Consider the following 23,435-nt stretch of genomic DNA (forward strand, 5'->3'; position numbering starts at 1 on the left):
CACCTCCTTATGCCGAAGTTGGTACTAGTATGTTCATCCAACCTGAAACGAAACTGAAAGGAGGCTAAAAGTTTGTTCAGGTCTGCTAGAAAGTCGTTATTTGTCCAACGTGAACTCCCCGGAACGGGTCCGGACCTTCAGCATCGTTCCGCCGTTGCCGAATGCCCCGCGTACCGTGTGGTCATTCTCGTCCTGTTCCTCGTAACGCATGCCGTCCCAACGGATGCGGGCACTGCCCGAGCCTCCGCTGAAGTCGACCGCCAAGTCTGCCGGCTCCTGGGTCAGGTTCACTGTTACATTGCCGCTGGACGCCTTCAGTTCCGCATCGTACCTCAGCTCATCGGCTTCAATCGTAATGTTGCCGGAGCCCGATTCGCCGTTCAGCTTTGCATGTCCGTCCGATAATCTCGCATTTCCGCTGCTCGTACGGAAGTTCAACACGCTGGACTCATATTGCTCCACCCGAAGGTTGCCGGAGAGAGCAATGGCTTCCATCTCAACCGCTTCGATATCTTGGACGCGAATATTGCCGCTCTTCGTCTGAACCGTGAAGGATTCGGCATGGATGTCCCCCGTCGCAATATCTCCCGATCCGGCCTGCAGCGCGGCGGTCCGCGCCTCGATCCCGTTCATGCGGATATTGCCGCTTCCCGAGGTGACCTCCATTAAGGCGCTATTGAGGTTCTCCGCCTCCACATTGGCGCTTCCCGCCGCAACCTGAAGCGCGTTCCACTGCTGTTCCGGCAGCTCGACCGTCAGCTTGACATCGAAAATATGAACGCCGAAATTCACGCCTTCAGGCAGCTCAACACTTAATTGAAGCGTATCCCCGTGCGGGGTCGCCTTCAGGTCAAGGCGGTCCGCATCATTGTGGCTGACTCGTCCGTGCAAGCGGGCGACAATATCGCCCGTATTTCCGGGCATCATCTCCACATCCACGCTTCCGGTCTCGACAGCTACATTTTTTATCCCGGCCGCAGCAACCGACTTCTCGATATGTACCTCCTTGGTCGCCGTGTTGAGCAGACTGTCGCCCGCCTGTGAGAGCCATTCGCCAGACTTATCCGCCATAGCAGGATTGAACATAAACACGACTCCGATTACCCCCGCAATGATTAACAATACCCCGATAACTTTTCTCATATCTCTTCTCCTATAAGCGCCCGTTTTTTACAGATGGACACGCGATCCGCCTGATTGATCTGTTTCAGTATAGCACGCCGAGCCGTATCCATCTCCGGTCGGACGAAGTAAACGAAACCCGACTTAGGTCCAGTTCGTGGAAACGAATGGGTTACCGATAGAGCTGTCCGTGTAAAAAATGCCCCATCAAAACGATCTAACTAAGAAGCGCCGCCCCCGGAGGCGCGGCCCCAATACGTTCAGCGGCGGAGCTTCGTGCTCCGCCGCTAATTCATATACCGATTTACTTCCGCTCATCCCCGTTGCATATCGGTATATAGATTTTGATTCTCATCTCATCCGGATAAGAAGACTTCATCACGTCCGTCACCTCGAAATCGGGCCCCTCCCTGCGGTCATAGTTCGACTGGGGAAGCCAGGTGCCGTAAATATAATCCCGAACCTCCTGCACCGTATGGGCCGGTCCGTATGCCTTGAACTCCGCATAGGTCCCTGCCGGAAGGTGCATATGAACATAACCGGGCTCCAATTGGCCGGCATCGATGCCGGGCTGTACCTCCTCCCCGACTACGAACGTAAACTCGCCGTTGTCCTCGAACTCGCAGGACACACCGTACGCCATGTTGGGCGCCGCCGGGCTGGGGATGCGCGCATAGCGCTGACATGCTCCGAACTCCCGATAGAAGTCCGGAATCTCCGCATAGTGCCGATCATCATTCAAGCTCGTTCGATAAGCATATCCTACAATCTCCTTGCCCGGCAGGTCTGCAATGGTTGGCTTCATCAAAGCATCATTCCCCTTTCGGATTGACGATTCGTCAATGAAATTTATTTTTTCCTGGCGCGGATAGGCCAGATCCGCCTTACGGTACTTGCCCGGCGATATGCCGAAGCAGTTCTCGAAAGCGCGGGTAAATGACTCCTGAGACTTGTACTGATAGGCAAGAGCAATCTCGAGAATGCTGTTGCCGGTGCTTCTCAGCGCTTGGGCCGCTTCCGACAACCTCCGCTTGCGGATATACTCCTGAACCGTGAAGCCGGAGATGGCCCGGAACATGCGCTGGAAATGAAACGGCGAATACCATGCTTGGGCGGCGATGTCCGCAATGCGCAGCTCTTCCTGGAGATGGTCTTCAATATACTCGATCGCATCTTGAATTCTTCGATAGTCGTTCATCTCATCCTCTACCCTCTGTTTGTTATCTACTGTCATTATGCCGTATTTCGGTGCCGATTTCTTGATAATCCGTGCGGGATATTCCAGGGCTCATATGGAGTTGGTATGTCCGGCTGAAGCTGCCTCGTTCGGCTATGTATGAAGGCTTGTGACGTGTGTAGCCCGGGACCCCAAACGGACATGTCCACATCCGTTTTCGGACAGGCGGATCCCCGCTTCTTCCCGGATGTTGAAGTTTGGAGCATGTCCTGAGCGCTCGACTGTCAAAAAATCCGGCAAAAATGCAGCTTTTTACCGTCACCCCCTTAACGAAGAAGAGAATCCTGCAAATCTGCATCAATTTCGGGCCATTTCTGCCTATCTTGTAAGATTACGGGATAAAAGCTGCCGCTGTGCAGGAATTCTGTCGCCTTCGCCATCCGGAGCGAGAAATTGCTGTAAAATTGCAGGAAGCGAGTCGCAGATGATGCGAGTCTCGCGATCCGCATACCGAATACGGCTGCTCGACATGCTCCGCAGGGTATCAACAGCAGCGCAAGCACTCCGGCATGCAAAAAACCGCAGCTTCAAGCTGCGGCACATCTGTAATACAGGTTCACTTCGTTGCCTCCGCCGGGATATCCTCCATCTCCAGGATGATGGGACAGTGATCGCTGCCGGTAATGGCCGCGTCAATCTCCGCGTCCTTGATATATTCCTTCAAGCGGGCGGAGACAAGAAAATAATCAATCCGCCAACCGATATTCCGTTCCCGCACCTTCGGCATGAACGACCACCATGTATAAGCGTCCGTCCGGTCCGGATAGCGATGGCGGAACGTGTCGGTAAATCCCGCATCCAGCAGCCGGGTCATCTTCTCCCGCTCTTCCGGAGTGAAGCCGGAGTTGCCGTGGTTCGATTTCGCATTTTTCAGATCGATCTCTTGATGAGCCACGTTCAAATCGCCGCACACGATAACCGGCTTGCGGGCATCCAGCTCCTGCAAGTAGCGGCGGAAGCGCTCCTCCCACTGCAGCCGGTATTCCAGCCGGGACAGATCCCGCTTCGCGTTGGGCGTATACACCGTAACGAGGTAAAAAGACTCGAATTCCAGCGTAATGATCCGCCCCTCCGGTTCACTGTCCTCCTCCATGCCATAGCGTACCGAGAGCGGCTCGATTCTCGTAAAAACGGCGGTGCCGGAGTATCCTTTTTTCTCCGCATAATTCCAATATTGCCGATACTTATCGCCCAGCTCCAGGCAGATCTGCCCCTCCTGCAGCTTCGTCTCCTGCACGCAAAAAATATCGGCATCGCTTGCCCTGAAGTAGTCGATAAACCCTTTATTGACGCAGGCCCGCAGACCGTTGACGTTCCACGAAATCAGCTTCATCCCCATTATCTCCTTATGATAGCCACGTTTTGTTACTGCTAGTGTAACATAGTTGTCCGGCCCGACGGGAGAGAGCTCTATAGACATTCGCGATTTATAAAATATTTGTTTGCCGTTGGATGAGACATAGGAAAATATTGATGCAAGAAGGCTGCCGCGAATCTCTCAGCGGAGATGCCCGGCCAGCCGATTCGCCGCTTCACAGAACGACGTTAAGCATCATGCTCCTTATAGGAGGCCGCGGCCTCGATGAAGCGTGCGCGCTTCTGCTCGATTCTCGACTGGGTTGTCTAGAAAACCACCTGCGTGAACTGCTGCGGTGATTCAATCAGCGTAATGAGCATCGCGATTTTTTCTTTGTCCTCCGAGACGCCCTGGATCTCGAACTGCAAGGCAGGCAAGCCGTTGATTGTCACGCTCTTCGGCTCTTCTACAGGTCCCCCTGGCGCGAACTCGCTATAGTTATACTCATTCAGCAGGTCATAGTAGTCTTCGAGCGTCTGGATATCCGACACCATCTCCTCGCGTGCTTCTGGGATGACGATAACGAATTCACTCTCCGCAGGATAGAAGGCGGATATCTCGGCCTCTTCGTTCAACGGATATTCCATCCAATTGGCCGTCAGCGTCAGCTCCATCCGGCTGTCGGCGCTCTTGAACACTTTCGGCTTTGCCGGGGCCGCTTCCGAGTCGTTTGCTTTCAGCACCTTGAATGTCTGTGTGGCCTGTTCAAACTCTTCCTTGTATTTGTCGAACTTGGATTCTTTTGTCCAAAATACGATTTGGTAGAAATAATCCCCCTTCTCTACAGTCGTAACAAGGTAATGGAACTTATCCTTGGCGACGTGTTTGTTAATGCCGCGGAATTCCAGCTGCTTGGCTGCGTCAGGACCGACGGAGTCATCCCGGATTTCGATAACTCCATATCTTCCATCGAGATTTCCCCGGCATTGATGGTCCGATCAATAATATCGTCTATCGTTGCCCCTTCCTCCAGATCGGCCGTCGGCGTCCTGCTTATGAAGGCGAACCTGTTATTGCTCCGATGAAATGCAGCGAACTGCGCCATGCTGTTAAGCTCATCATCCTGTCTCCAACTGCTCGGCAAGGTCAGTTGCATCGTGCCGTCGAGGCTGGTGAACGTTTTCTCCTTCGGCGCGGATTTCTCCGCGCTGGGTTGTGCGGAGGCGCTATCGGCTTCCCCCTGTTCCTTCTTGCTGTCCAAGCCGCCCTGCGACCCGACGCCGCATCCGGTGACCAGCATGGACCCGATGACTACTGCCATTGCGATCTTGTGCCACTGCCATTTCATCGTTTCTCTTTTACCCTCTTTCTCTCTATACGAGTGCTATACTAGGATGGAATGATCATCCACAATTTTCCTTCCTTGAATATCATCGGCGACTCCCCCGGATTTCTTTAGGAACAAGGTTTTTTTTCGGCTGGTTCTCATACATATACACAGAAGATCATGCCGCCACGAAGTAAGAAATTAGGAAATCAAAGGTGATGTGCGTTGAAAAAATTTAAAATCATCATTGTTCTTTTCGCTTTTCTTGTGAGTATGATTGCTGGCTGTACTGATAACAGGGAAAAAGAAACGGAGGATAAGAGCGTACATGTACTAGAGGATAGCTTAGAAGAGCTTTTGACAACATCCGCAAAAACGAAATTTGGAAGTAATGTGAAAAATATTCGCGTCGCGGATGTGAGTGTCTTGGGGAAATCCAGCTTCGTAACCTATCTTTTTGAAAAAGACAGTGTGAATTGGCATGGTGTCATGTATGCTGAAAAAATGCCCAATGATAACTATGAGCTTGGGTTTATACATGGAACGAAGCGTACGAATCATGACCCGATTAGCATATATAATATGGTTAGCGAAACGATATCTGATAAAAAAAGAATTCATATCGTAACGGGAAGCATCAATGATCATCGTGTCAATACAATCTATATTAGCTATCCTGATGGAGAGGTTTCAGGAATAAAAGCAGGACCAAATCAAACCATCTATACAGAAATCGCAATAGGTATTGAAGGTTATCCTGCATCGGTTACAGCCGTCTCCGAAAGTGGAGAAGTTCTATTCGAGAAAAAATACTAGGCTGCAGTACGGTACGTGTTCACCCATGACAAGAGCCCGCCCCGGTCATCCGGAACGGGCTCCATTTTTTTCATGGCCGCTCTAATCCAATACCGCCGCCATATGCTCGGTCGTTACCGCCCAATGGGAGGCCGTCCAGTATTTTTGCTTGTCTTTCACATAAATGATTTGCGGCGACTCATGCTTCACATCGAGATCCTCGGCAATCTGATTGGAGACAGGGCGGGACTCGATCACCTTGACGAGAACATAATCGATATCGCGGTTCGGATTGCCCTGCAAATACTGCTCGTACTCGTTCAGCGCATTCGAGCTTACGGGACAGGTGGTGCTGTGCTTCAGCACGACAACCCCGCGCTCCGCCGATTGTTCCAACAGGGCTGCCCACTCGTCTGCTGTCGTAATCTCTTTCCATTCCATCGTTCGATCGCTCCTTTACCGTAGTCTTGCTGCCACTAGCGACTGGTTTTATGTGTTATAGACCTTTTATCACAAATTGCAGATATTCGCAAGGCTCACCGTATGGGAAGCAGTCCGACCGAGCCACTCCCACATGCATGGCATGGGTAATCTAATGTGGGAAAGCAACTTGCTCAGAGCGCCTCGCCAAGCAATCGAAGCATCTGGTATACTACGCAGTGAGAATGATTATCAATAACCAGGAGAGAGAGCATGATGCAAAAATCCCCCTCTGCTCGCATTACGATGACAGTAGCCCCTGACTCCTTCTATATTCCTGTTCGCGTAACCGAATGGGGCGAACCAACCGGGGACGATGACTCGGAGGCAGCAGCCTCGCTATTCCGCATCCTCATCGTAAGGGGCGGGAACGGAATGCTCCGCATCAACGGGGTTCAGCATGAGCTGTCCCGGGGAAGCGCGGTGCTGTGCGACGCCAGGCCCTCGCTGGAGCTGCAGCCGAAGCCGGATTCTCCGCTGCGGGGAATCTTGATCGATTACCGCGGCTTGACCGCTGGCGGTTCCGCTCCGAACGGCTTGAAGCACCCTGTGCCGCTGCACCGTTGTCCAGCCAAAGTCATCCGATTGGCGTGCGAGCTGGAACGTGCATGGCGAGAGCCTCAGCGAGACAAGCCATTCCGGGCGCAACAACTGTTCATCGAGCTGCTCGCAGAGCTGTACAGCGAATTGGAGAGCCGGCAACAGCCGGCCAGCGACTGGGTGGAGCAAGCCCTGCATTATATGGAGAGCCGCTACAGCGACGACCTGACGCGGGAGCATATGGCTGCGCTGGCCCATGTCAGTCCGGAGCATTTTTCACGCACGTTCCGCAAGCGTACCGGACGAACCTTCAATGCCCATCTGACCCTGCTTCGAATTCGCAGCGCCCAACGCCGCCTCTTGACCGGTGCGCCGAATTTGGCCACGCTGGCCGAGGAGGTAGGCTACAAGGACAGCTCTTATTTGAGCCGCAAATTCAAACAGTCGGTCGGGATATCCCCCACCGCCTATCAACGGAAGCGCAGACGAATCGCCGCGCTGAACCTCAACCATACCGCCAGCCTGCTGGCGCTGGATATCATACCCGAGTTGGGCGTCTACTCCTCGTGGCTCGAACAGATGCAGCTTGGAAGCAACCAGGCTATCGGGCCGAGGCTGAATCCGTATGGACATACTCGAGCCGCTTACTGCGAAGCGATCGCCGCCGCGCAGCCGGATGTGATCATCAACTACAGCACGGCGGAGGAGAACGGAAGCTCCTTCCGGTGGCGCCGGTCCTCGGTCTGCCGTTCATGACGATGAACTGGCGCGAACAATTCCGCCTCATCGCCGACATTGCAGACAAGAGGTTCCAAGCCGAGCGCTGGCTGGCCCATTATGATGAGCGGATTGACAGGAGCAATCTTCTGCTTGATCAGGAGCTGGGCAGCCGGGGAACCGCGATCGTCTGGGAGATCGGTTCCCATGCCGCTTACTGCTTCGGCAGCAGCTTCGGACGAGGATGCCACATCCTCTACGAGGATCTCGGCTTCCGTCCTCCCACCCGGCTGCTGGAGCTGGACATCGCGACGCGAGGATATATAGAAGCCGATATCGAATCGATCCCGTCCTTTACGGCCGATTATATTTTCATTGTCGCGCTGCCCTCCGCCCCAGGATCCCAGCAGCGTATCCCGCGATTATTCCAATCTACGGAATGGCTGGATATGGATCCCGTCCGGAATCATCGGGTCTATGTGATGAACCAGCCGGAATTATTCTTCGGCTATGATCCGATCTCATCGCAGGCCCAACTGCGCGAGCTGCTTGGGGCGCTGACATCACAAAAGTGCATGACCGGGCATCATTTCAAGGCATAGCCATCCGAAATATCGGACGAGGTGCTGGAGCAGTATGCGGGCGATTATATCATTATGACCTCCAACGTGCGGACGGTGGATGATTTCCGTGCCGATCCGATATGGGGCAATCTTCCGGCGGTGAAGAACAATCGGCTCTACATATGGCCCGAAGAGCGCTCCTGGTATTACGATCCGCTCGCCGTGCTTGCCCAGACCGAAGAACTGGCCGGCTGGCTGGCCAATCAAGCTGCTCATTAGCGCAGGCGGGCATCGAACCGCATCTCTGAAAATACCGCAGCCCGGGGTCCCCGGGCTGTTCGGCTTGCTATTCAGGTGAATTCGTCCGTTGAATCTTCCTATCGTGCCGGCTTCCTTGCTATGGAGGATTTGCCGGGGGGGCTATTTGCCCTGCTCCTGGAAGTGATATTCAATTAAGCTGAGGCATAAAGCGCCCCGTCTTCGTTCGAGCAACTCAGCTTAATTTGCGCAGCAGATGCTCTACCGGCCCCCGCTTCATTCGCTGCCTCCATCCATATGACAAGACGACCGCGATGATGAAAAATCCGCAGCTGTAGGCCACGGCAAACGGCAGACTGCCATTTTCTAAATAGCCCGACGCTTCAAGCAGCCCAAGACCGATAACGATATTTCCGAGATAATGCATCAGCGACGACCAGTATAAATGAGGGCGTAATTCCGCTTCGCATTCGCCCATCGGTCGGTAATGTACAGGCTGATCGCGATTACAGCACCGTATAGAGCAGAAGCTTCGGACGGCATTTCGGCGATCAACTGCCTTCCCCATGCCGGAACTGCCGTATCGCTCCAGAGAATGACATAAACACGCTTACCCTGTCGGGGCTGCGTAACCTATACATGCAATCGATAGACTCCTCCTGCTCGCTATGCCGCTTCGGAGCGGTTAAAGTCAATCGGAGATCGGCCAATTCGGCGTATGATGATTTCGGCCAATCCGAAGAGCAGCAGGATCGCAGCATAGACGGCTGCCGTGTAGCTGGCCGGATACGGCAAGCCTGCTCCGTCATGAAGCGCAAAGGTAAGGAGATGAATGGCCAGATTGGTGAAGCAAAAGACGTAGTTGCGAATCATCCATTCCCGGTGGCGGCTCATCTGCTTCTTTTTTATTTTCACGATCGCCATCACGGTGATGAACATCCAGATCATATTCAATAGATTGAAGGCAATGCTCGCGGGCTTCCCTCCTGTCGCATACGGAGCCATATAGCCTGAAGTCAGCACCACCGCAAAAACGGAGATCACATACAGATAGCCGTTGATTCGATGGAAGAGGCGGTATTTTCTCAGCAGCGTATGTATGAAGTTAACCGCTCCCGACAGGATCGCCAGGCAGGCGAATGCCACATGAACCTTCATCACTGGCAACCAGACATTGGCGTTGACGGGGCGGGCGGGATTGGACTTGCGGCTCAAAAATGCAGCGGCCTGCGGATCGTGAAGGTAATTGATATACAGGACGTAGATGATGTAGCCGGCCATGACAGCAAGCAGAGTCCAGGTGGATAGTTTTCGTTTGGACATTATACGGATACCTCGCTCGGATCAAAATATGCGGCAGTAGCGGGCGCCGACAGGATCGTTCCGTCCTGTCCTCTTTCCCCTTTGCCAGAGAAGTTATGCTATGATTGGTATACAAAATGAGAAGCCATTGAACGGAAAACGGAAATGAACGGATTCCCGAAAGGATCAGGATCATGCGCAAAGGAGAAAAAACAAAGCAACATATCATCATGAAATCGGCGGAGCTCTTCAACCAGAAGGGATACGCCGCCACGACGATGCAGGACATTATGGACGCCACCGGCTTGACCAAGGGCGGGCTGTACCGGAGCTTCCCAAGCAAAGACGATATCGCGATCGAAGCGTTCAAATATGCGGGCGAGGTGCTCTGGAGCCATTTCTCCGCCGCCCTGGAGAACTGCCGGACAGCAGCGGACAAAATCCGGGCCATGTGCGAAGTATACAGCGATGCCGCGCACAATCCTCCGATGAAAGGGGGATGCCCGTTCCTGAATACCGCCATCGAAAGCGATCATTCCTTTCCCGTCCTTCGGGATCAGGCGCTCGAAGCTTACAACCAGATGCTGTCCTTTATTCAGGAAATCCTCCAGCAGGGAGTAGCCGCCGGGGAATTCCGGCCGGACATGGATACCGAAGCGGCCGCTTCCTTTATTTTCTCATCGATCGAAGGGGGGATTATGGCAAGCCGCCTAACGCGGGACAACCGGCATGTTCATCATGCGACGGCGCAGATCGAGAGATGGTTGGCGACTTTTAATCCTGCGTAGGCGCCGGTTCCTCCGGATCAGTCCAATGCAGGCGCCTCCAACGGTTCGGCCAAAGCCCCGCCTGCCTGTCATCGGGTTCATTACGCGGAGCTGCCAGATCGTTACTCTCCCCTTATGCGTGAACCCTCCAATTTTGAGACCGGACGGTTCGGTCTCTTTTTTATACTACTCTACTCTCTTCGGTTATGCAAACGAAAACTCCGGCCACGCGAGCCCTTTATGCCCAAATTATTTATGATAAACTGAAAGCGCAATCAACATAAGCAACCGTTATTTTCTTATACAGGACGAGAAAGGAAGCGACGGCGTTGAAGGACCGGTCAATCTATATTTTCGAATGGTCGCCGAGAACGCATATCGACCCGTTCCATACGCATGATCATCTGGAAATCGGGTACTGCCTCTCCGGAACAGGAACATTTTATTTCGGAGAAAAGCGGTATACGGCCGAGCCCGGCGACGTGTTTGTCGTCAACAATATGGAGCGGCACGCCGCGTCCTCGGATCCGCGCAACCCGAGCAATTACTTTTTTATTTACTTCGACGCCATGATTATCGAGCACACGGATCCGGAGCTTCTGCTTCCATTTGTCTATTTTCCGCAGCAGTTCCAGAACCGCATTGCCGGTTCGTTGCCTGTCGCGGCCCGCATCGGCGCGTTATTTCGCCAAATATGGGAAGAGGATCGGCAGAAGCAATGCGGCTACAATGGGATGATGCGTAGCAAAATTATCGAGATATGCGCGCTGCTGCTGCGCCACTATGGGGAGTTCACGCCGCTTGCGGAACGGAGCCGGGCGATAGCATCGTATTACCGCATCAAGCCGGCTTTGGACTACATGAAGGAGCGTTTCCGGGAACCGCTGACCTTGTCCGACGCGGCCCGCGTACTGTCGTTGAGCCCGTCCCGCACCCGCCATCTGTTCAAAGAAAAACTCGGTCAGGGGTTTAAGGAGTATTTGCTTCAACTGCGCGTCAATGAAGCGAAGCGGCTGCTTGCGGCCACCGATTTGCCAATCGCCGACATCATGCATGCCAGCGGGTTCCAGAGCCAGGCCCCGTTCTATCGGTCGTTCAAGCAATGGGTCGGGGCGGCGCCGAACGAATACCGGAAGAATGCGGCGAAGTTAGCCCTTTTTGATAATAATCCGGTTGTTCTTGGGAGGACGTTCGAGCAAGGCCCGGCTTACAATGATATTGCAGCGGTGGAACCACAATAAGTTGGGAAACGGAGAGTGGAACGATGGCGTCTGTGGATGTGTTGTACGGATGGGTACGGGAGGAAATCAAGCAGCGTGAGGAGGAAGGCTGTCCTATCGGCGGTTTTCATGCGAAGCTGGAGGCGGCAGCCGGGGATGAAGGGAAGCTGATGGCCGTATATGCGGAGCTCTCGGCGCTGGAACCCGCGCCCGATTTTCCTTATTCGGAGCCGAACGGCTTGGCCGAGAGCCGGTCTGAGCGGCCGGAAGGCCCGCGCAAGCTGCAGGCGGATTGGACCGAGACCGAATGGCAGGATAAATTCTATGGGGCGTGGCTTGGCCGATGTGCCGGCTGCGCGCTCGGCAAGCCGTTGGAGATCGGGCCTTACATGTACGGCACCGGCGACCAGCCCGGCTGGGCCAACATCCGGCTCTGGTTCGAAGGCGCGGATGCCTGGCCTATCCGCGACTACACCCCAGCCCAGTCCCGGGCGGGGAAGGAACAAGGCCTTGATCTCGCTCCGTATGGCGGCAAGAGCCTGCGGGATACGATCGGCTTCATGGAAACGGACGACGATATCCGCTATACGGTCCTTGGCCTGCTTATGCTGGAGAAACATGGCGCGGATTGGGACTCATGGGATATAGGCAAGCTGTGGCATGCGCGATTGACGTACGGGCAAGTGTTCACCGCCGAGATGCAGGCCTATCGCAATTTTGCGCATGTGACCGAATTCGATAGACCGGCCGATTGGAAGGAAAAAATCGAGTGGGTTCGAATGCATTTGAACCCGTTCCGTGAATGGATCGGGGCGCAGATTCGTGCCGACGGCCTTGCCTACGGGGCGGCAGGCCACCCGGAGCTGGCCGCAGAGTTCGCTTGGCGGGACGCTTCGTTCTCCCATGTGAAGAACGGCATCTACGGCGAAATGTTCGCAGGGGCAATGATCGCGGCCGCTTTCGCGGAGACGGATGCGGAGCGGATCGTCGAGATCGGGCTAAGCGAAATTCCGGCCAATTGCCGGCTCGCGCATGATGTCCGCAAGGCGGTGGCCATTGCCCGGACGGCCGCCAATCAAGTGGATCTGGTGGAACAAATCTGGGATGCATTCAAGCATTACCACCCGGTCCATACAATCAACAACGCGGCCCTCTGTGCGGAAGCGCTCGTCTTCGCCCGCGGCGACTATGAGCTGGCGATCACGACGGCGGTGCTGGGCGGCTGGGACACCGATTGCAACGGCGCGACCGTCGGCTCGATTATGGGGGCCATGCTCGGAGCGAAGCGGCTGCCGGAACGGTGGACGGCCAGATTGAACGATACGCTGTACGCGGAAATCAGCGGCTTCCATCCGATCGCCATCTCGGAATGCGCCCGGCGCAGCTACGAGGTATTCCGGAAGATTAGCGGGTAATCTCCGCTGCGGCTTGTTCTTGGCAAATGGCAAGCATCCGTGGGCCGTTCCAACGACATGCCCTCCTGGAAGGGGACATTCAAGCTTTTTTATTCCAGCCGAAAGTGTCAGACCGAACCGTCGCAGATGGGCGTGCAGCACAAAAAAAGGCAGGCTCCCCGGTTGTACAACGCGCCTATAACGTGATGTACGATACTTAGAGCCTGCCATCTCTTTTTAATAACGACAGAATCGCTATGCGCTTATTCTGCTTTCGTGTTGCACGCGGTCTCCTGGCTCTTACTCCTCCCCCGTCGCAACCGGATTGTCCTCATAGCTGATCCAATCGCTCCAGCTCCCGGCATACAAGCGGACCTGCGGGTAGCCAAGCTCATGCAGCGCCAGCACATTCGGGCAGGCGCTGACCCCGGAGCCGCAGTAGACGATAACCTCGCGCCCGGCTTCCAGCGCGTCCACGATAGCGGAGAGCTGCTGCCGGCGCTGCGCTTCCGGCTTCCAGGCGCCGCGCTCATCGACATTATCCTTCCAGAACTGATGGATCGCCCCTGGAATATGTCCCGCCTTCGCATCGATCGGCTCGGTCTCGCCCCGATAGCGAGCCGCGTCGCGCGAATCGACGAGCAGCACATCAGGCTGGCCCAGCTTCTCCCGAACCTCCTCCATGCGCGCCAGCATGTCCGCCCGAACCTTCGGCACGAAGGCGGCCGGCACGACAACCCGCTGCGCGCCGGTAACCGGGTACCCGGCATCCTTCCACGCCGTGAAGCCCTCTTCCATCACATGGACGGCGTCATGCCCGAGCCAGCGCAGCGTCCACCACAGCCGCGAAGCGTACATGCCGCCTTGATCGTCGTATGCGACGACCCGGCTGGCATTGCTGATGCCGGCGCGCCCGAGCCGTTCCGCCAGTACGGCCGGATCAGGCAGCGGATGGCGGCCTCCATGGGCTATCACCGGCGCCGACAGGTCCGTATTCAGATCAAGATAGACGGCGCCCGGGATATGGGAGGAAGCATATTCTTCTCTCCCCGCCTCGGGCCGTCCAAGGTCGAAGCGGCAATCGACGATTACGATATCTGGCTCATACATGCGGGCTAACAGCCATTGCTTGGATACGAGAATTGATCCACTCATATAGCGCCTCCTTCATCGTGTACTGCTTATGCATAGTGTATCATAGAGACCGAACCGCCTGTTATTTCTTTCGCGCCATAACGTTTAACCCATGGATCGCCGGCCCGCTAGTTGACAAGTGCTCTGCATCCCGCATTGTCAAGCCGATGCAAACATGCGAAAATAGCAACTAAGAAAAATCAAGCAACAGAATGCAGCAACCTGGAACCGACGCCGCATCGCTCGGTATCTCCTGTCTAAGGAAGTGATTGCATTGCCGGCTTCTTACCGCCATTCCCCGTCCCGCCCGCCAAGGCTGCCCTTCCGGGTGCGCCCGATGAGCGAGGAGGACGGCGCACATATCTGCTCATGGAACTATGAGCCGCCTTATCAACTGTACGGATTCCTCCCGTGGGAGCAAATGAAGGCCCTGGAGATCGAATTCGGCGATCCCCGCATCCGGAGCGAGCAATATGTATCGGTGACGGATGCCGACGGGGAACTGTTCGGCTTCGCGCAGTTCTTCCCTCTGCTCGGCGTGACCCGTCTCGGTCTGGGGATGCGCCCCGATCGGCTTGGGCAAGGATATGGCGTCCCCTTCGTCCAGGCGATCGTCGAAGAAGCCCGGCGGCGCCATCCCGGCGATATGATCGATCTGGAAGTGCTGACCTGGAATGAACGGGCGATCCGCACATACCGGCGGGCCGGATTCCGGATCACCGATACGTATACGCGGCAGACGCCGACCGGGCCCGGCGAATTCCACTGCATGGTCTATCACCCGTAGCCCCGCCCGCGCTCATCCGGGTGCGGGCCCCATCAGGTCAAGGCGATGCTGGCCACCGTCGAACTATCGACGACGACCTCGATCAGATGGAATTGGGGGTCATACTGCACGCTTCCGCTGCCGATGAACAGCAGCCGCTCCTGGCCGAGTCCATAAAAGACATCATCCGCGAGCGCCTCCAGCACTTCATGCCGCTCCTGCTCCCCCAGCGCTTCCCATTCCTCCTGTCCCATGTCAAAAAACTGATAACCGTCCGGGATTAGCGCCACCGCCCCGACCAGATCCTCCAAAATATCTTTATACGGTCTTCCGTAAGCCACGCCCATATTCGTGCTGCCCCTTTCTGCTCACGCTTGTCTGTTTCCCTCGTATTGTAGCATAGGTGAAGCGGCTTTCTCGAACCCGGCTGCAAGGAAAAAGGCCTGCCCACCCATCCGGCATGCACAGGCCTCTTCAAATGAAATCGATACGGTCCGCCATCGGATTCATCGCTTATCGGAGATGGCCGCGATAAGCTCCTCTGCCGTCAGGACCGTACCGGGGAGCCCCCACCGCCTCCCGAGCTGAGTCGCATACGGCGTATCGAGACCGGCTTCCCGAAGAATCTCCTGCCGGGAGAATACGTGACGCGTCTCATCGTCCATCAACACTTGGCCCCGGTTCAGGACCACGGTCCGTTCGAAAAGAGCCGCAGCGAAATCCATATCATGCAATATCGCCAGTACGAGCTTGCCCTGCCGCTTTAGCAGCTCAATAATGCTGCCGATCCGGCGCTTGCCCGCATCGTCCTGCGCGATGGTCGGCTCGTCCAATATAAGAATGTCCGTGTCCATGGCAACAAGCGAGGCGATGCTCACCAGCTTCTTCTCAGATAAGCCGAGATCGTGGGGATTCATCTCCCGGCGCTCGCTCAGGCCGACCATGTCCAGCGCCGCCATTGCCCGCTCCTTCGCCTCGGACGCGCTCCGCTTCAGGTTAAGCGGCCCGAACATGACCTCCTCCAGGACCGTGCGCTTGCATATCTGATCATTCGGGTTCTGGAAGACAAGCCCGATTCGGCCGGCCAGCCCCGCGACCGTCGCTTCCTTCGTCCGTGTCCCGCACACGGAAATTTCGCCGGCCGTCGGTTTAAGCAGCCCTTTGAGCAGCTTGACCAGCGTCGTCTTGCCGGCGCCGTTCTGCCCGATGATCGCCGTCGCCCGCGTATCGAAATCCAACATGATATCATGCAGCACCGGCTGGCCCGGATCATACTCGAAATGCACCTTCCGGATGCGAATCATCTCACTCATCCCGCTCCCCCTCGTCTACGCCTGCCGCCAGACCGTCGCCGGTTCTCGCGCCGTGCGCCGCCTCATAAGCCTGGACCGCTTCTTCCAGGGTTACCGGATACGTATCCTTGTCCGGGGAGCGCAGCCCCAACTCGCGGCATACCTGCGTGTAGACGGGCGGCTTGACCCCGTATTCCGCCAGATCGGCTCGGGAGAACAGACGGGACGGCGTATCGATGCCGATTAAGCTCCCTTCGTGCAGAAGAGCGATCCGGTCGGCGTATGCGGCGAGCTTCTCCATCTTGTGCTCCGCCAAAATGACCGTCATTCCCTCCCGGCTCAGGCTCTGAACGGCCTGGAACACTTCCTCCGAGCCCTGCGGATCGAGCTGCGAGGTTGGCTCATCCAGCACGATGACCTGCGGCCGTATCGCAATGACGCAGGCGATGGCCATCCGCTGCATCTGGCCTCCGGACAGATCGACCGGGTGCCGATCCTTGTACTCGTACATATCGAGCAGATGAAGCGCATGATCAATGCGCTCGATCATCTCGTCCCGCTCCACGCCCAGCTGCTCCAAGCCGAAGGCGACCTCCTCATACACCGTCAGCTTCGCTCCTGTCACCTGCGTGAACGGATTCTGGAACACGATGCCGACATGGCGTATCATCTCATCCACGCCGCTTTCCGCGACATCGGCGCCTGCGATGCATACGCTGCCTCCGTAAGCGCCCTTATAGAAATGGGGCACCAGGCCGGTGAGCGCTTGGCAAAAGGTCGTCTTGCCCGCTCCATTGGCCCCGATGATCCCGATGAATTCCCCGGCCTCCACTGTCAGCGTGATATCATTCAGCGCCAGCTTCTCCGCGGACGGATAACGATACTTGAGATGTTCCACTTCAATCAGTTTCATGCAAAGATCCTCCATAGAAGAGCGGCGGCGACGATGACGAGCAGCGCCAGCCGCAGGATGCCGGCATGCCGGTACCGCTTCTCCTCATTCAGAAATGTTTTGCGCCCGGGCACATTGAAGCCCCTCGCCTGCAGCGCTAGCGTACGCTCCTTCGTATCGAGCAGCGAGCTGAGCACGACCGGTCCGATAAGCGGAAGGAACGCCTTAATGCGCGTCATCAATCGTCCTTCCGTCTCTACGCCCCGCGAACGCTGCGCGTCGGTGATCGTGCCGACGGCCGCCATCATCTGCGGAATGATCTGGAACACGGAGTTCAGCACGTAGCCGATGCGGGGCGACAAGCCTTTGCGGACGAGGGCTTCCACCAGATCGGAGGGCTTCGTCGTCAGGACGAGAATAAGGAAGGCCCCGACAATATTCAAGGCGCGGAAGCTGATGCCGAGGGCGAACAGCAACCCTTCCTTATAGAACGGCCAGTTCCCGATCGTGAACAGCGCTGTCTCATTCCCGACATGGAAAAATCCCTGGATAATGACCACCGTCACCAGCACGAAGCCGACGAAGCCAATCACCGCCAGGCCCCGCCGGAACACCCTCCCTGCGGCAAGCAGCCCGAAGCTGATCACCATGCAGACCCAGGCCGCATGGAGGGAGGGCACAATGATGGGAATCGCGATGGCCGCCGCGATATAGGCCAGCTTCGTTATCGGATCGACGCGATGGACGGCCGAGTCTTTTTCCACGTACAAGCTCATTGATTTCATGCATATCCCACCTTTGCCAACCGCTTGCGGACGGTTACAGCTTCTCGATATCTCCGCTATTCTTGTACATATTCATCAGACTGTTCGGCAGCACGCGGTATATCCCGTAAGCGACAAGCACGGTAATGAGCTTATCCGGCAGGTCGACGACCAGCTCATCCAGGAAGGATGCGAGCCAGACCGATTGAGTCCCTTGCAGCACATAACCGAAGACGATATCGCCCCAGACATTGCCCGTCTGACCGCCCCAGAACGCCACATTGAGCGGGGTGGAGATAACGACCGCCGTCAATCCTACGGCCAGACCGATGACGGCCGCCTTGCCCCAGCTTGAGATCCAGCCCTTGGATGCCATAATCCCGGCTACCAGGCCAATAAAGACGCTTGTCAGGGCATAGACGAACGAGATCGGATCCATCGTGAGGCCATAAATGATATTGTTGATGAGTCCGGACAGCCCGCCGATAACCGGACCCGCCAGCATGCTGGCCAGCACCGTCCCGATCGCATCGAGCCACAGCGGCAGCTTGAGCACGCCGGCGAACAATTTGCCGATGTAGTTAATGCCGACCGCGACCGGGATCAGCACAAGCGCCGCGGTTGAGAACGACCACATACTTCTTTTGGACATCTTACTGAATTCCTCCTTCATCGTTGCACCGTTCCGCCAATCGTGCAGCAACCGTTCGCGGACACTGCCGGACTCGGCGGCAGCGGCGCCGCCGCAATAATCATAAAGTGTTCCCTTTGAATGCCGAATCATGCGATGATATGCAATGCTTTCGCGATTGAGACAGGCAGTTTCTCTTTACGGCCTACGGCCGGCGTACCGCCTCACAACTGCTTCCGGCGGCTTGCACTCCCGTCTCTTTCTTTTCACTATATCTTGTTCCCGGGCAAAAGAACAGGTCTTTTGCCCGCTCGTTCCGGAAGGAATTTGTAAGGGCTTCACCCCCGGCCGCGACAGGCTTTAGCGTCCGTGCGCAGGCTGGATGGACGCCCCTTTTTCCCGGCCTTCCGTCTGTTCTGCCTTTTCGCTGCCATTAAAAAAAGGTCCGGTTCTGCCGATAAAAAAGGTAACGTATCAAAACTTTCACGCATTCCGTTGAACGCTGTCGAATGCGGGACGCAGGAAGCACCATTAACTCATGGATGAGGTGTGTATGGAATCATGGAAAAATCAACATTGATCGGTCTGGTCCTTGGCGTCTTGGCCATCTCGCTCGGAATGTACTATAAAGGCGCTCCGATATCCAATTTGGCCAACCCTGCTGCCATTATGATTATTTTTGTCGGTACGGCAGCATCGCTTTTTATCGGCTTTCCGATGAAGGAATTGAAAAAATTCCCCAAATTGTTGGGTATGATATTTAAGCCCCAGCAGCTGGTTGACCGGGTGCAGTTGATCCAGCTGTTTATGGAATGGGCCAGCATTACTCGCCGCGAAGGCTTGCTGGCGCTTGAATCGAAGATTGACGACATTCAGGACGACTTCCTTCGCAACGGAATGCGAATGATCATCGACGGGAACGACCAAGACTTCGTGCGCGATGTACTAATGGAAGATATTCATTCGACCGAAGAGCGGCACCGCGCGGGCGCGCTTATCTTTTCCCAGGCAGGAACCTACGCGCCGACGCTGGGGGTATTGGGGGCCGTTATCGGCTTGATCGCCGCCTTGGGGCAGATGGCCGATATGGAGCAACTGGCCCATGCGATCGCAGGGGCCTTCGTCGCTACGCTGATGGGTATCTTCACCGGTTACGTGCTCTGGCACCCGATTGCCAACAAATTGAAACGGCTGTCATATAGTGAAATTCAGATTCGGTTGATGATGGTCGAAGGATTGCTGTCCATTCAATCGGGCGTATCGACGATTGCCATCAACCAGAAGCTGTCCGTCTTCCTGACGCCAAGCGAGCGCGCACAGCTGAATGCGAAAGGAGAGGCTGGAGAATGAGCAACAAGCGCCGCCAGTCTCACGATGAACATGTCGATGAATCTTGGCTGATCCCGTATGCCGATATTTTGACTTTGCTGCTGGCCCTGTTCATTGTCCTGTATGGGATGAGCACGGTGGATGCGAAGAAGTTCCAAGAGATGAGCCAAGCCTTCAACATCGCTTTCGATAGCGGAGGCGGCGCGGGGATTCTGGATCAGCAAGCCATCATTCCGCCGAACAATGCCAAGAAGGGCATGAAGGATGTGGACCCGAGCACGGCCTCCCGCAACCGGGAACGCTATGAATATATGGTGAAGGCCAAGCAAGAGCAGGCGGAGCTGGAGACGCTGCGGGACAAGATGAACGAATACATTTCCAAAGGCGGCTTATCCAACCAGTTGAACACCGAGCTCAATCATTCGGAGCTGAAAATAACGATTAAAGACAGCGCGCTGTTCGATTCCGGGAAGGCGAGCCTCAAGTCCGACGCCAAGCAGTTGGCCGTCACGATTGGAGATATGCTGAAGCAGTACAAGGACTATGAGATTGTCATCAGCGGGCATACCGACAACCGCCCGATTCGCAACAGCAACTTCGAATCGAACTGGGATCTGAGCTCGGCCCGGGCGCTCAGCTTCATGAAGGTCGTGCTTGAACGCTCCGGAATCGATCCGAAGCAGTTCAAGGCCGTCGGCATGGGAGAATATCACCCGGTAGCCGATAATCGCACGGAAGAAGGGAAGGCGCAGAATCGCCGGGTCGAAGTCTCGATCCTCCGCAAATTCGTAGAGAAGGACGGGCCTTCAGATCCATCATCCGAACTGGATGCCAAGACGGAGGCTCCATAGACAACCCGCGCCAGAACCGAAACAAAAGAGGGTGCTGCAGCCCGAAGCTTCACGCTTCCCGCCGCAGCACCCTCTTCGTGGCTTTTAGGTCGGCCGATTCTCCCCGGCCGGGACAGGCAGCCTGTCCGCTGGCACTCCTGCCGGCGCAGACGGGTCCACGGCCGGCAGCGTCACCATAACCTGCGTTCCCCGGTTCAATTCACTCGTAATATCGATGCAGCCCCGATGGTTGTGAATAATCCGCTGGCTCACCATCAGCCCCAGCCCGGTTCCCTTCTCCTTGTTGGTGAAGAACGGATCCCCCAAGCGGGACAAATCTTCCGCCGGGATGCCAATCCCATAATCCTTGATGATGACGATGACGCTGGACGTCCCGCGAGCCTCCACGATCAATTCGATTTCGCCGCCGCCGGGCATCGCTTCCATCGCATTTTTAATAATATTGATAAACACTTGCTTGAGCTGATTCTCCTCGCACTCCACCAGAGGCACATCCTCATCGAATCGCTTGACGAATTCAATGTTGTGCAGATTGGCCTGACTGTCCAATAGGGAGAGCACGCCGTTCATAATGAGGCGCACATCCTTCGGCTGGAACCGGACCGCCTGCGGCTTCGCCAGAATGAGAAATTCGCTCACGATCAGGTTGATCCGGTCCAGCTCGGACAGCATCAGCTCGACATGGCTCGCATTGACACGCTTGGTCTGCTGCTGCAATTGCAGGAACCCGCGGAGCGTCGTGAGCGGATTGCGGATTTCATGGGCCACGCCGGCAGCCAGTTGGCCGACGGTCGTCAGCTTCTCCGATCTCCGAAGCAACTCCTCCATCCGCTTGCGGTTGGTCATATCCCGCGTAATGCTCGCCCAGGCGATACGCTCCCCTTTCTCGTCATAGATCGGCGATGTGCTCACGCTGACGTCGAGCAACCGTCCATCCTTCGTCAGCCGCGTCGTCTCCCGGTTGCTGACGGATTGACCGTCGACCAGCGCCGCTTCCGACCTGCGCTCCTCCTCCATGGCCGATTCGGGCAATGTGGGCAGCGGCTGTCCGACCACTTCCTCCTCCGTCCAGCCGAACATATCGACGAAGGCCTGATTGACCCGCTTCACCCGGCCTTCCAGATCGGTCACATGGATCGCATCATTGGACTGGTTGATGAACGATTCCAGATGCTCTTTCATCTCGCGATTCTCTTCATAGAGCGCGGTTAACCGGCCGGTAGAGAGCTGAAGGCTGCGGGCCATCATATTTATGCGATGGGCGAGCAACCCAAGCTCATCCTTCCGTTCGATGTTCAACTGGGTGTCGAACTGGCCGGCGGATATCATATTGACCTTGTTCAAGATCGATTTGATCGGCTTGATGATCATGCCTGCGAACAGATAGCTGCATATCAGCACCGCTTCCAGCAGCAGGACTCCGATCGCGACATTCCGCATCAATTGATCATGCAGCGCGGCATTGAGCGATTCGAAGTCCATGACTACGTTCAGCACATAAGGATCCTGGGTCTGCGTTCCCTGAATCGGAATAAAGCCTTTAATAATTGGCCGCTGTTGATAGCTGCTCTCATAGAACAGCGGCTTGTCCTCGGCCAGCGCTTCCCTTACATAGCCGACGTCGCGGTTGTCGCGGATATTATAGATCCCGAACAGCACCCGGCTATCCTGCTGCCGAATATATTGAACGCCGTCGCTCCGCAGCGTAATCTTCGGAATCTGTTCCATCGCCCGCGGATTCAACGCGCTGATCTCCACCACATTTGCCTGGGCGCGAATCGTCTGATGGATGAGCAGATCCGGCTTGTTCAGCTCGGAGTACACATCCACATTTCCGTCGCGAATATACGGATTAATAATATAATCCCGCTTGCCGTCGTAATAATAACCCCACTTGTCCATGAATTCCGGGTTGGACGTCGAGATATCGAACGGGCCGGACCAGAAATGATCCATGGTCTGGCCTTCCCGCACCGTGACTGGCTCCCCGTTCAGCATCTGCTCAAAGGCTTTGTACCAATAGCCCCATCCGCGGGTGGACAGACCGATTTCCTTGAGGTCCGACGACTTTTCGACAACAATATCCTCCCCGTCGGGTGAACGGTGAAGCAAGGAGATATGGGCAACTCCCAATTCCTTGGACAGCTTCTCGAGCTGTTCATTCGTCACCTCTTCCACCTTGGGAGGAAGCTTGTCCGCCGCATAGATGGAAGCAATATATAATTTCTCAGCCAACTGGATCTCAAATGCTTGGGAGGTCTGCAGAGATTGCTTGTAGGAGATATTAATCTGCTGCGCAATCACATCCATGCGCTGCTGCATTTCCTCGATGAGTTTATCCTTGGTGATATTATAGGTGAGGGTCATATGAAGTAAGAGCACGACGAGCACAATGCAAGATATCGAGATGGATAACTTGGCTTTAATCGAAAGTTTCATGCTTCACCTCTATCAGGTGTCCGTCGCAAGCTGTGGATAACTAGGACGACTTTTCCTGACAAATGTAGTATTCCACTGGATCTTTACAATCGAATCATATCTTAATTTATAGCATTTTGTCCATGTTTTTTGGAGATAACGCGAATAAAGAGTATAATTGTAAGCATCGGTTGACAGGTGCAGAGACAAAGCGAGCATAGTTATACACAAACTGTGAACATCTTTGGATAATATGTGGATAATTATGTGCGTAAATTATTTTATCCACAGACTTGTGCACAGTGTGTTAACAATCCGAATGTTTGTTCGAGGAATAAC

General features: G+C 55.4%; 25 protein-coding genes. 10 read left to right on the forward strand and 15 right to left on the reverse strand.

All coding sequences use genetic code 11. The annotated features are described in order from the left end of the window. Positions 1 to 96 precede the first annotated feature (96 nt). From ABD76_RS23225 to ABD76_RS29885, 5 genes are all read right to left on the reverse strand, one after another. Complete coding sequence (locus ABD76_RS23225) at positions 97 to 1,143, reverse strand: DUF4097 family beta strand repeat-containing protein (protein WP_197259415.1); 1,047 nt, start codon at positions 1,141 to 1,143, stop codon at positions 97 to 99. A gap of 283 nt (positions 1,144 to 1,426) precedes the next feature. Continuing rightward, on the reverse strand, positions 1,427 to 2,320 hold the full coding sequence (locus tag ABD76_RS23230) for an effector binding domain-containing protein (protein ID WP_197259416.1): 894 nt from the start codon (positions 2,318 to 2,320) through the stop codon (positions 1,427 to 1,429). A gap of 595 nt (positions 2,321 to 2,915) precedes the next feature. Continuing rightward, complete coding sequence (locus ABD76_RS23235; RefSeq protein ID WP_197259417.1) at positions 2,916 to 3,692, reverse strand: exodeoxyribonuclease III; 777 nt, start codon at positions 3,690 to 3,692, stop codon at positions 2,916 to 2,918. A gap of 290 nt (positions 3,693 to 3,982) precedes the next feature. Further along, positions 3,983 to 4,399, reverse strand: coding sequence for a hypothetical protein (locus ABD76_RS29880; RefSeq protein ID WP_242069752.1), 417 nt, complete (start codon positions 4,397 to 4,399; stop codon positions 3,983 to 3,985). Positions 4,400 to 4,497: 98 nt separating this feature from the next. Beyond that, a complete protein-coding gene (locus ABD76_RS29885) occupies positions 4,498 to 5,004 on the reverse strand; it encodes a hypothetical protein (RefSeq protein WP_242069753.1) in 507 nt (168 codons plus the stop codon). Positions 5,005 to 5,208: 204 nt separating this feature from the next. Between ABD76_RS29885 and ABD76_RS23245 the strand changes: the two genes are divergently transcribed. After that, entirely contained in the window at positions 5,209 to 5,799 is a 591-nt protein-coding gene (locus ABD76_RS23245; protein WP_197259418.1) for a hypothetical protein, read from the forward strand. Between the two features lie 81 nt (positions 5,800 to 5,880). On the opposite strand, the gene ytxJ is transcribed toward ABD76_RS23245, so the two are convergent. Next, a complete protein-coding gene (gene ytxJ, locus ABD76_RS23250) occupies positions 5,881 to 6,219 on the reverse strand; it encodes a bacillithiol system redox-active protein YtxJ (protein WP_197259419.1) in 339 nt (112 codons plus the stop codon). 252 nt (positions 6,220 to 6,471) lie between these two features. Between ytxJ and ABD76_RS23255 the strand changes: the two genes are divergently transcribed. Genes ABD76_RS23255 through ABD76_RS23260 form a run of 3 tightly spaced genes read left to right on the forward strand, consistent with a single transcriptional unit; the run spans position 6,472 to position 8,357 of the window. Next, positions 6,472 to 7,554, forward strand: coding sequence for an AraC family transcriptional regulator (locus ABD76_RS23255; RefSeq protein ID WP_242069754.1), 1,083 nt, complete (start codon positions 6,472 to 6,474; stop codon positions 7,552 to 7,554). Then, positions 7,524 to 8,117: an ABC transporter substrate-binding protein gene (locus ABD76_RS29890; RefSeq protein ID WP_338125184.1), complete on the forward strand. Its 594-nt coding sequence runs from the start codon at positions 7,524 to 7,526 to the stop codon at positions 8,115 to 8,117. The genes ABD76_RS23255 and ABD76_RS29890 overlap by 31 nt, the downstream gene beginning before the upstream one ends. Positions 8,118 to 8,126: 9 nt before the next feature. Next, positions 8,127 to 8,357, forward strand: coding sequence for an ABC transporter substrate-binding protein (locus ABD76_RS23260; RefSeq protein WP_338125185.1), 231 nt, complete (start codon positions 8,127 to 8,129; stop codon positions 8,355 to 8,357). A gap of 214 nt (positions 8,358 to 8,571) precedes the next feature. Here the strand turns inward: ABD76_RS23260 and ABD76_RS23265 are convergent, their stop codons facing one another. Together ABD76_RS23265 and ABD76_RS23270 are read right to left on the reverse strand one after the other, a co-directional pair. Beyond that, a complete protein-coding gene (locus ABD76_RS23265) occupies positions 8,572 to 8,763 on the reverse strand; it encodes a DUF418 domain-containing protein (RefSeq protein WP_197259420.1) in 192 nt (63 codons plus the stop codon). A gap of 239 nt (positions 8,764 to 9,002) precedes the next feature. Further along, the gene (locus ABD76_RS23270; RefSeq protein ID WP_197259421.1) at positions 9,003 to 9,659 is read right to left on the reverse strand and encodes a DUF2306 domain-containing protein; all 657 of its coding nucleotides are present in this window, start codon (positions 9,657 to 9,659) and stop codon (positions 9,003 to 9,005) included. Between the two features lie 173 nt (positions 9,660 to 9,832). Between ABD76_RS23270 and ABD76_RS23275 the strand changes: the two genes are divergently transcribed. The 3 genes from ABD76_RS23275 (at position 9,833) to ABD76_RS23285 (ending at position 13,040) form a co-directional block, all read left to right on the forward strand. Continuing rightward, positions 9,833 to 10,426 carry a TetR/AcrR family transcriptional regulator gene (locus ABD76_RS23275; RefSeq protein ID WP_197259422.1) on the forward strand — a complete coding sequence of 198 codons (594 nt, stop codon included), beginning with the start codon at positions 9,833 to 9,835 and terminating at the stop codon, positions 10,424 to 10,426. A 308-nt stretch (positions 10,427 to 10,734) separates the two neighbouring features. Next, complete coding sequence (locus ABD76_RS23280; protein ID WP_197259423.1) at positions 10,735 to 11,646, forward strand: AraC family transcriptional regulator; 912 nt, start codon at positions 10,735 to 10,737, stop codon at positions 11,644 to 11,646. A gap of 23 nt (positions 11,647 to 11,669) precedes the next feature. After that, on the forward strand, positions 11,670 to 13,040 hold the full coding sequence (locus ABD76_RS23285) for an ADP-ribosylglycohydrolase family protein (protein WP_197259424.1): 1,371 nt from the start codon (positions 11,670 to 11,672) through the stop codon (positions 13,038 to 13,040). 279 nt (positions 13,041 to 13,319) lie between these two features. On the opposite strand, the gene ABD76_RS23290 is transcribed toward ABD76_RS23285, so the two are convergent. Continuing rightward, on the reverse strand, positions 13,320 to 14,174 hold the full coding sequence (locus ABD76_RS23290; protein ID WP_197259425.1) for a sulfurtransferase: 855 nt from the start codon (positions 14,172 to 14,174) through the stop codon (positions 13,320 to 13,322). A gap of 316 nt (positions 14,175 to 14,490) precedes the next feature. Here ABD76_RS23290 and ABD76_RS23295 point away from each other — a divergent pair, with 316 nt between their 5' ends. After that, a complete protein-coding gene (locus ABD76_RS23295; protein WP_197259449.1) occupies positions 14,491 to 14,940 on the forward strand; it encodes a GNAT family N-acetyltransferase in 450 nt (149 codons plus the stop codon). A 32-nt stretch (positions 14,941 to 14,972) separates the two neighbouring features. Here ABD76_RS23295 and ABD76_RS23300 read toward each other — a convergent pair whose 3' ends face one another. From ABD76_RS23300 to ABD76_RS23320, 5 genes are all read right to left on the reverse strand, one after another. Continuing rightward, positions 14,973 to 15,266: a hypothetical protein gene (locus tag ABD76_RS23300; RefSeq protein ID WP_197259426.1), complete on the reverse strand. Its 294-nt coding sequence runs from the start codon at positions 15,264 to 15,266 to the stop codon at positions 14,973 to 14,975. A 159-nt stretch (positions 15,267 to 15,425) separates the two neighbouring features. After that, complete coding sequence (locus ABD76_RS23305; RefSeq protein ID WP_197259450.1) at positions 15,426 to 16,223, reverse strand: energy-coupling factor ABC transporter ATP-binding protein; 798 nt, start codon at positions 16,221 to 16,223, stop codon at positions 15,426 to 15,428. Between the two features lies 1 nt (position 16,224). Beyond that, positions 16,225 to 17,124, reverse strand: coding sequence for an energy-coupling factor ABC transporter ATP-binding protein (locus ABD76_RS23310; RefSeq protein WP_197259427.1), 900 nt, complete (start codon positions 17,122 to 17,124; stop codon positions 16,225 to 16,227). Further along, positions 17,121 to 17,888 carry an energy-coupling factor transporter transmembrane component T family protein gene (locus ABD76_RS23315; protein WP_197259428.1) on the reverse strand — a complete coding sequence of 256 codons (768 nt, stop codon included), beginning with the start codon at positions 17,886 to 17,888 and terminating at the stop codon, positions 17,121 to 17,123. Before ABD76_RS23315 ends, ABD76_RS23310 begins: the two co-directional genes overlap by 4 nt. Positions 17,889 to 17,922: 34 nt before the next feature. Further along, the gene (locus ABD76_RS23320) at positions 17,923 to 18,519 is read right to left on the reverse strand and encodes an ECF transporter S component (protein ID WP_197259429.1); all 597 of its coding nucleotides are present in this window, start codon (positions 18,517 to 18,519) and stop codon (positions 17,923 to 17,925) included. 540 nt (positions 18,520 to 19,059) lie between these two features. Between ABD76_RS23320 and motA the strand changes: the two genes are divergently transcribed. After that, positions 19,060 to 19,848 (forward strand): flagellar motor stator protein MotA, encoded by a 789-nt coding sequence (gene motA / locus ABD76_RS23325; RefSeq protein ID WP_197259430.1) that lies wholly within the window; start codon positions 19,060 to 19,062, stop codon positions 19,846 to 19,848. Beyond that, entirely contained in the window at positions 19,845 to 20,678 is an 834-nt protein-coding gene (locus tag ABD76_RS23330; RefSeq protein ID WP_197259431.1) for a flagellar motor protein MotB, read from the forward strand. Before motA ends, ABD76_RS23330 begins: the two co-directional genes overlap by 4 nt. Positions 20,679 to 20,762: 84 nt before the next feature. On the opposite strand, the gene ABD76_RS23335 is transcribed toward ABD76_RS23330, so the two are convergent. After that, positions 20,763 to 23,117, reverse strand: a complete 2,355-nt coding sequence (locus ABD76_RS23335; protein WP_197259432.1) for a sensor histidine kinase — start codon at positions 23,115 to 23,117, stop codon at positions 20,763 to 20,765. Positions 23,118 to 23,435 lie beyond the last annotated feature (318 nt).

This window comes from Paenibacillus dendritiformis (assembly GCF_015845845.1).
Lineage (GTDB): Bacteria > Bacillota > Bacilli > Paenibacillales > Paenibacillaceae > Paenibacillus_B > Paenibacillus_B dendritiformis_C.

Bases quoted from the DNA above. Each gene is read 5' to 3' on its own strand.
- ABD76_RS23225 (WP_197259415.1), bottom strand. From the start codon at position 1,143: ATGAGAAAAGTTATCGGGGTATTGTTAATCATTGCGGGGGTAATCGGA.
- ABD76_RS23230 (WP_197259416.1), bottom strand. From the start codon at position 2,320: ATGAACGACTATCGAAGAATTCAAGATGCGATCGAGTATATTGAAGAC.
- ABD76_RS23235 (WP_197259417.1), bottom strand. From the start codon at position 3,692: ATGAAGCTGATTTCGTGGAACGTCAACGGTCTGCGGGCCTGCGTCAAT.
- ABD76_RS29885 (WP_242069753.1), bottom strand. From the start codon at position 5,004: ATGAAATGGCAGTGGCACAAGATCGCAATGGCAGTAGTCATCGGGTCC.
- ytxJ (WP_197259419.1), bottom strand. From the start codon at position 6,219: ATGGAATGGAAAGAGATTACGACAGCAGACGAGTGGGCAGCCCTGTTG.
- ABD76_RS23255 (WP_242069754.1), top strand. From the start codon at position 6,472: ATGATGCAAAAATCCCCCTCTGCTCGCATTACGATGACAGTAGCCCCT.
- ABD76_RS23265 (WP_197259420.1), bottom strand. From the start codon at position 8,763: ATGCATTATCTCGGAAATATCGTTATCGGTCTTGGGCTGCTTGAAGCG.
- ABD76_RS23270 (WP_197259421.1), bottom strand. From the start codon at position 9,659: ATGTCCAAACGAAAACTATCCACCTGGACTCTGCTTGCTGTCATGGCC.
- ABD76_RS23275 (WP_197259422.1), top strand. From the start codon at position 9,833: ATGCGCAAAGGAGAAAAAACAAAGCAACATATCATCATGAAATCGGCG.
- ABD76_RS23285 (WP_197259424.1), top strand. From the start codon at position 11,670: ATGGCGTCTGTGGATGTGTTGTACGGATGGGTACGGGAGGAAATCAAG.
- ABD76_RS23290 (WP_197259425.1), bottom strand. From the start codon at position 14,174: ATGAGTGGATCAATTCTCGTATCCAAGCAATGGCTGTTAGCCCGCATG.
- ABD76_RS23295 (WP_197259449.1), top strand. From the start codon at position 14,491: ATGAGCGAGGAGGACGGCGCACATATCTGCTCATGGAACTATGAGCCG.
- ABD76_RS23300 (WP_197259426.1), bottom strand. From the start codon at position 15,266: ATGGGCGTGGCTTACGGAAGACCGTATAAAGATATTTTGGAGGATCTG.
- ABD76_RS23305 (WP_197259450.1), bottom strand. From the start codon at position 16,223: ATGATTCGCATCCGGAAGGTGCATTTCGAGTATGATCCGGGCCAGCCG.
- ABD76_RS23310 (WP_197259427.1), bottom strand. From the start codon at position 17,124: ATGAAACTGATTGAAGTGGAACATCTCAAGTATCGTTATCCGTCCGCG.
- ABD76_RS23315 (WP_197259428.1), bottom strand. From the start codon at position 17,888: ATGAAATCAATGAGCTTGTACGTGGAAAAAGACTCGGCCGTCCATCGC.
- ABD76_RS23320 (WP_197259429.1), bottom strand. From the start codon at position 18,519: ATGTCCAAAAGAAGTATGTGGTCGTTCTCAACCGCGGCGCTTGTGCTG.
- motA (WP_197259430.1), top strand. From the start codon at position 19,060: ATGGAAAAATCAACATTGATCGGTCTGGTCCTTGGCGTCTTGGCCATC.
- ABD76_RS23330 (WP_197259431.1), top strand. From the start codon at position 19,845: ATGAGCAACAAGCGCCGCCAGTCTCACGATGAACATGTCGATGAATCT.
- ABD76_RS23335 (WP_197259432.1), bottom strand. From the start codon at position 23,117: ATGAAACTTTCGATTAAAGCCAAGTTATCCATCTCGATATCTTGCATT.